This window comes from Planktothrix sp. FACHB-1355 (assembly GCF_014748295.1).
GTDB lineage: Bacteria > Cyanobacteriota > Cyanobacteriia > Cyanobacteriales > Aerosakkonemataceae > Aerosakkonema > Aerosakkonema funiforme_A.
This window is the reverse complement of sequence record NZ_JACJUP010000405.1, coordinates 1-5,254: the sequence shown is the minus strand read 5'-3', so window position 1 is coordinate 5,254 and position 5,254 is coordinate 1. Positions and strand designations below refer to the sequence as shown.

At 42.1% G+C, this 5,254-nt stretch carries 2 protein-coding genes; both read right to left on the bottom strand.

Features of this window, described 5'->3' with window-relative positions:
• Window positions 1–3,225 (bottom strand): PAS domain-containing protein (locus tag H6S82_RS17020; RefSeq protein WP_191056456.1); only part of this gene is annotated, 3,225 nt, incomplete at its 3' end.
• A gap of 26 nt (window positions 3,226–3,251) precedes the next feature.
• Complete coding sequence (locus H6S82_RS17015) at window positions 3,252–5,216, bottom strand: response regulator (RefSeq protein WP_190463647.1); 1,965 nt, start codon at window positions 5,214–5,216, stop codon at window positions 3,252–3,254.
• Window positions 5,217–5,254 lie beyond the last annotated feature (38 nt).

The following is a 5,254-nucleotide window of genomic DNA, read 5'->3' as shown; positions in this document are numbered from 1 at the left end:
AATTAGGTAAGATACACCTTCGTTGAAGGCACCGCCTCTTGTTTGACTGATGTAACTATCCTGCACGATATTGGAAACAAAGCCTAATCTTTTGATCGTGCAAGTTTCTGGGGCAATAAAATTACCTGTAAAATAGGAATTATGATTTTGTTCTTGGACTAAAGAACTCCAGGTAGTTGACAGGGACTCGGAAACAAACTCGCCACTCCAGTCAGCATGGAAGCGATAGATGACGACGCGATCGCAGTTGATTACTCGCTGCAATTCTTGAGTTGTCGCAGCGAATATCGTTTCCATATCCAAAGTTTGGCGCATCCTTTGAATGACTTGGGCAATCGCTCTTTCTCGCTCCGCACTTTCCCGCAATGCTTCCTCTGCTAGTTTGCGTTCGGTGATGTCGGCGAGAGTACCGGTGACTCGGTAAGTTTTACCAAAGGAGTCGCGGACGCATTTAGCTTTTGTCTCGACCCACACCCATCGACCATCTTTGTGTTTGATGCGATAGATCTTTTGAAAAATGGGAGCTTTGCCTTTTATGTGATCTTGAAGAGCGTTCATAGTACTCTGTAAGTCATCTGAATGCACCTTATTTGACCAGGTACTGAACAGATACGGCAGTTCTCCTTCCCGATAGCCGAGAATTTGCAGCCAAACAGGAGAATAATAGACTTTGTTTGTTCTTAAATTCCAATCCCAAATTCCATCATTAGTGCCGGATACTGCTAGATAAAAGCGTTCTTCGCTCTCTTTTAATGCTGCTTCTGCTAACTTGCGATCGCTAATATCTGTGATCGTGCCAACATAGCCTTTAATTTCGCCATCATCCCCTATTTCTGGCACTGCTTGACCGATTACCCAGGCAATTTTGCCATCCGGACGGACAAAACGATATTCAGACTTAAACGGCACTCTAGCTTCGGCAGCAAAAGCCCATTCGGTAAAGATCCGATCGCGATCTTCTGGATGTAAAATACTCGCCCACCCCATGCCGTATCCTTCTTCTACGGATAGTCCGGTAATTTCGCTCCAGCGCTGATTAACATACAAAAAATTGCTATCAGCATCCGTGTGGAATATACAAACTGGGGAAGCTTCTGCTAAAGTTTGATACCGCCGCTGACTTTCGCGTAACGCAATTTCTGCTTGTTTGCGATCGGTGATGTCCGTCCAATAACCAACGCACTCAATCAAATTACCTGCTTCATCTTGGATCGATTTAACTTGGTCGTAAACCCAACGGTAAGTTCCGTTTTGATGGAGAAAACGGTATTCTATCGAATGAAACCCATCTAGAAATAGGTGTTTTGCTAATTCGACAAGAACGCGCTTAATATCTTCCGGGTGAATGCGGGTTGTCCAGAAACTTGCATCTTCTAGAAATTCTTCTGCTTGGTAACCCAGCATTGCCTCTACGTTGCTGCTGATAAAAGTAGTTGCCAAATCTTCTGTCGGTTTGCGGCTATAAATCGAAGCTGGGCTGGAAGTGAGCAAATGTTGCAGGCGTTCTGTTGCTAGGAGTAATTCTAATTCTGTTTGCTTGCGATCGCTGATATCGAAAAGCACTCCTTCTAAGCAGATAATTTTGCTCTTTGCATCGAAAATACCTCGGCCTTTTTCGTAAACCCAAGCAATGCTGCCATCGCCTCGCACGATTCTATACTCATTCATGAAAGGCTGTTTATTTTTGACAGCCTCGCGCACAATTTCCTCCACCATCTGTCTATCTTCGGGATGAATGATGCTGGCAAAACTTCGCACTTTATTGGCAATAAATTCACTTGATGGATAGCCAGAAATTTCTAAAATAGCATCGCTGATAAACTCCATTGTCAAGTCAGAATCGCAAGCACAGCGGTAAACAACGCCTTGAATATTCGATACTAAAGTTCTGTATCGTTCTTCTCTTTCTTGCAGTTCTAACTCTGCTTGTTTGCGTTCCAGTTCGGCTCCCGCACGAGCGGCAAAAATTTGTAAAATTAATTCTTTATCCGGAGTGCAATCGATCGGCTCCGTATCCATCACTGCCAAATGGCCTATGATATTTCCGTTAGAATCTACAAACGGAATTCCCACAAAGCTTTCTATACCTATCTCCGCTAAAGTTATATCTTCAGGAAAAAGCGCTTGCACGCCCGAAGGGTAGTAGCAAGTTATCCCACCTAAAACTTTTTCGCAAGGAGTATTTGCAATTTCGTACTCAATATTTTCATCCCATGTTTCTTCATTCCAGAATGCCAAAGTACGAGCTATCGTCTTGTCATTATTGGCAAATTCGGTAATGACGGCGTAACGAACTTGCAGCACCTCAGCGAGATAACGAACGCAGCTGCGAAAAAATTCCCTGCCGGTAGCCGAAGCAGTTCCCTCGAAGATTAATCGTAGCGCTTCTTCGCGGTGTTTGCGATCGCTAATATCGTAACACGACCCGATAAAGCCAGCAAAATTACCTTCAATATCGTTAAACGGTCTACCGAAATTAATTATCCATCGGTACTCGCCATCGCTGCGCCGCAACCGATATTCTATCTCGAATGGCTGACGAAACTCCAATGCCTGATGGTATATTCTCAGGCAGTACTCCCGATCGTCGGGATGAATTCCTTGTGTCCATCCATCTCCCCATTCTTGTGACGGGTTTCTCCCCGTAAAACTCAGCCAAGCTTCGTTAAAATAATTACAGTTGCCGTACCGATCCGATTGCCATATAAGTGTTGGAAAAGACTGAAATAAGGTTAAGTAAAAATCTCGCGATTTTGCCAGTGCAACCTCAGTATTTTTGCGGGTCAGAATTTCTTGTTGCAATCGAGCATTTTGCTTCTTTAATTGCTTTTGCAACCTTTGAATCGTCAGTTGATTTTCAATCCTAGCTAAGATTTCTTCAGCTTGATATGGCTTAGTAATATAGTCAACTGCACCCTGATGGAAAGCTTTAACTTTTTCTGTTACATCTTCTAAAACGCTAACAAATATTACAGGTATTTCCTTAGTTTTTTTATTAGCTTTCAACTTTTTACACACTTCATAGCCATTCATTTCCGGCATTACAATGTCGAGCAAAATCAAGTCGGGCGGAGAATCGAACGCTGCATTCAATGCTAGCTGCCCGCAAATAGCTCTTTGAACCTTATAACCTTGCGATATTAATATATTGGATAAAAAACGGAGATTTGCTGGTTGGTCGTCAACTATTAAAATTTTGGTTTGCTTGTTATTAAACACCGACATTAACAACTCCATTATTGCTAAAAATATTATGAATTATCCAACAATAATTTGGTCAACCGCACGATCTCATCTAGACGAAAATCATTAACCAAATCTGTTAAAGCTTCAGCCAAAGTAGCTCTATCTGACCCGATTTGTTCAATTAGTTGTACAATCAACTCCTCATTAACTTTATTAGCTGCCTGATATAGTTTTCTCACCCAAGTTGGAGACATTTTTGCTAATTCCTCACGCCAGAATGAGTCCGGTCTAGAGACAGGATAGCATTTGACGGCAAAAGCCGTCGTCGATCGTGATAAGTCTTCGTAAATATATCGCACTCCTAAATATTCAGCTAATTTCTGAAAAATCACCTCTTTTTGGAAAGGCTTGCTCACAAAATCATTACAGCCAGCTGCCAAAATATCCCCTCGTCTCTCCTCAAAAACACTGGCAGTGAGGGCAATAATAATGGTTTTGGGCTGATAATTGCCAGAAATAAGTTTTTCTTTGCCGTTTGCTGCCTCAAAGCCTCTTTTACTCTCTTTTTCCTTCGCTCTAATCTGTTTTATCGCTTCTACCCCATTAAGCACTGGCATCCGGGTATCCATCCAAATTAGGTGCGGTTGCCAATTTTCCCACACTTCAACAGCTTGTTGACCGTTGGCTGCTTCGCGCACTTCAAACCCGATCGGTTGCAACAATTTAACTACCAATAAACGGTTGTCTTTAGTATCATCAGCTACTAAAATTCTATATGCTTTTTGGTTCGGTTCTAAGCCAATTACCTGCTGAATCGGTTGCATTATTACTTCCGAGGAATCGGCTTCTTTAAATTTAATATTAAATTTAAAAGTCGAGCCTTGGCCTAAAATACTCTCTACGGTAATATCACCTCCCATCAATTGCACGTACTTGCGGGTAATTGTTAAACCCAAACCAGTTCCTTCGGCAGATTTCCGCCCAGTTTCTGTTTGTACGAATGCCTCAAACAATTTCTCCATTTCGTCAGGAGCAATGCCGGGGCCTGTATCGGCCACTGCAAACAAAAGTCGAAAATCGTTCCCGGTGGATGGCGATGAATCATCTACTCTTACGCGCAGCGTTACGTTACCTTTTTCGGTAAATTTAATGGCGTTACCCAAAAGATTTATTAAACAGCCACGTAACTTTTTTTCATCAGTCTTTATATACTGCGGAACATCTGATGAAATATAGAATCTCATCTGTAACTTCTTTTGTTCTACTTTCAAATGTAAGGTTTCTTCTATATTATCGAGAAGGCGATACAAGTCAAAATTACTTTCATTTAGTGCTATAATGCCTGCTTCAATTTTAGATAAATCCAAAACATCATTAATTAGCTCCAGCAAATGCTTGCCGCTGCGACTGATGATTTTCAGATTTTCCCGCACTTCGTTACTGAGCGATGAATCGCGGTTGATTATTTCAGTGAAGCCAAGAATAGAATTTAACGGCGTTCTCAGTTCGTGGCTCATATTAGCGACAAATTCACTTTTGGCTTTAGATGCAGCTGCGGCGGCTGCTTCTGCGTTGCGGCGCTGTTCAACCTCTTGTTGTAGTTTTTGATTTTGCTCTTGTAGTTGCTTTTGCAGCTTTTTGATAGTCAACTGATGCTCAACTCGCGCCAAAACTTCTTCCACTTGAAACGGTTTGGTGATGTAGTCTTCGCCACCGACAGTAAAAGCTTTAACTTTGTCGAACACTTCATCGGATGCACTAATAAAAATTATGGGTATTTCGCAAGTTTTCTCATCTGTTTTTAGTTGTTCGCAAACTTCGTAGCCGTTCATTTCCGGCATTCTGATATCGAGTAAAATTAGATCTGGTGGAACCGATCGCGCAGCTCTGATCGCCATTCCACCTTTAATCGCTCCCCGGACTGCATACCCCCGTTCGCGAAGAGTTGCGGATAACACTTCTATGTTTTCTGGGGTATCGTCTACGATTAAAATGTTGCCTCTGGTTGTCCCAGTAAAATTACTGTTCATTCTGTTAAAATTCTATCCAAAAAGTTTAACTCTTTACT